The organism is Fulvivirga aurantia, from assembly GCF_009711475.1.
In the GTDB taxonomy this organism is placed as follows: domain Bacteria; phylum Bacteroidota; class Bacteroidia; order Cytophagales; family Cyclobacteriaceae; genus Fulvivirga; species Fulvivirga aurantia.
On sequence record NZ_SMMD01000275.1, the window covers coordinates 1 to 1,463 of the forward strand.

The following is a 1,463-nucleotide window of genomic DNA, read 5'->3' on the forward strand; positions in this document are numbered from 1 at the left end:
CCAAAATTCACTTCGTTTTCAATACCCAACCTTAGGTATTTATTATTTTAGTATTTGCTAATTTTTTTAGTATTTTTGAGTTATGCAGAAACGAGGATTTTCCGACATGCCTCTTCACGGAGGCAAAGTACCGTTTTGGTTGGCCGATAGGATGAAGCAGTTGGGTACGGCCATTACTGAAGCTATTGTAGCAGAATATGGAGAAAAGGCATTTCTTGATAAACTCAGTGATCCTCTTTGGTTTCAATCCTTTGGTTGTGTTTTGGGCATGGACTGGCACTCTTCAGGCATCACAACTTCTGTAATGGGTGCTCTGAAGAAAGGTTTAAATCCTATTGCTCACGATTTGGGTATTTACATATGCGGAGGCCGAGGCAAACACTCACTACAAACGCCCGATGAACTGACCAAGCTCGCTGAACGCACTGGTCAAAACCCCGATACACTCGTCAGGCATAGTAAGCTTACAGCAAAAATCGATAATACAGCCATTCAGGATGGCTACCAACTCTATTTACACAATTTTGTAATTACTAAGTCTGGACACTGGGCCGTCATACAACAAGGTATGAATCAGACCAATGGCATGGCCAGAAGATATCATTGGAACTCAAGTACACTAAACTCATTTTTAAAAGAGCCTCACGCAGCTGTTTGTGGTCAAAATCATGGTGAGCTGCTCAATTTAACCGCCATTGGTGCTGAGAAAACTCAACATGGTATTTTAGATATTTCTCATGATACTGCCTTAAGTACTACAGAAATAAGGAAGATTTTAATGCCCAAAAGACACTATGTAGCCGAATCAGATGTGAATATGAAAAGGCTTGGTGGCGTCTTGACGCTGTGCAAAGAACAGGAAACCAAAACGTTTGAAGACTTACTGCTGCTTCAAGGACTCGGCCCACGAACATTGCAATCTCTTACGTTAGTAAGCGAGGTCATACACGGAACCCCTTCCAGATTTGAAGACCCTGCCAGGTTTAGCTTTGCACATGGAGGAAAAGATGGACATCCTTTCCCTGTTCCTTTGAAAGTATATGACGAAACTATAAGCACATTACGGCAGGCTGTAGATAAAAGTAAAATAGGCTACAGCGATAAAGGTAAGGCTATGAAAAGCTTACACCGTTTTGCTAAAGATTATGAGAATAGTTTTCAACCGGGAAAAGGCTCACTTAAGAAACTCATAGCGCATGAAAGACAGCAGTCTTATAAATATGGTGGGCGCACAGTATTTGGCAAAGCAAAAAGACCTGGGGAACAGCAGTTGAGTTTGTTTTAGATATATTATTTATCATTCTTTTTATTTGCAACACCTGCTTGCTTCTCGTAGTTTTTAATTTCCTCATCAATCTTATTGTCTACAGATCGTCTAATACTCGATTGAGCTAGCCTTATGCCATTTTCGATTAGTAAGTTTATCGTAAATCCTGAACCTAATGCTACCATACTCACAAAAC

Annotated in this window: 1 protein-coding gene; it reads left to right on the forward strand. The window is 40.5% G+C overall.

The annotated features are described in order from the left end of the window. Window positions 1–82: 82 nt before the first annotated feature. Complete coding sequence (locus E1176_RS01100) at window positions 83–1,285, forward strand: DUF763 domain-containing protein (protein WP_155208742.1); 1,203 nt, start codon at window positions 83–85, stop codon at window positions 1,283–1,285. Window positions 1,286–1,463 lie beyond the last annotated feature (178 nt).

Excerpts from the sequence above, each read along its gene's own strand:
- E1176_RS01100 (WP_155208742.1), top strand. The coding sequence starts at position 83 with ATGCAGAAACGAGGATTTTCCGACATGCCTCTTCACGGAGGCAAAGTA.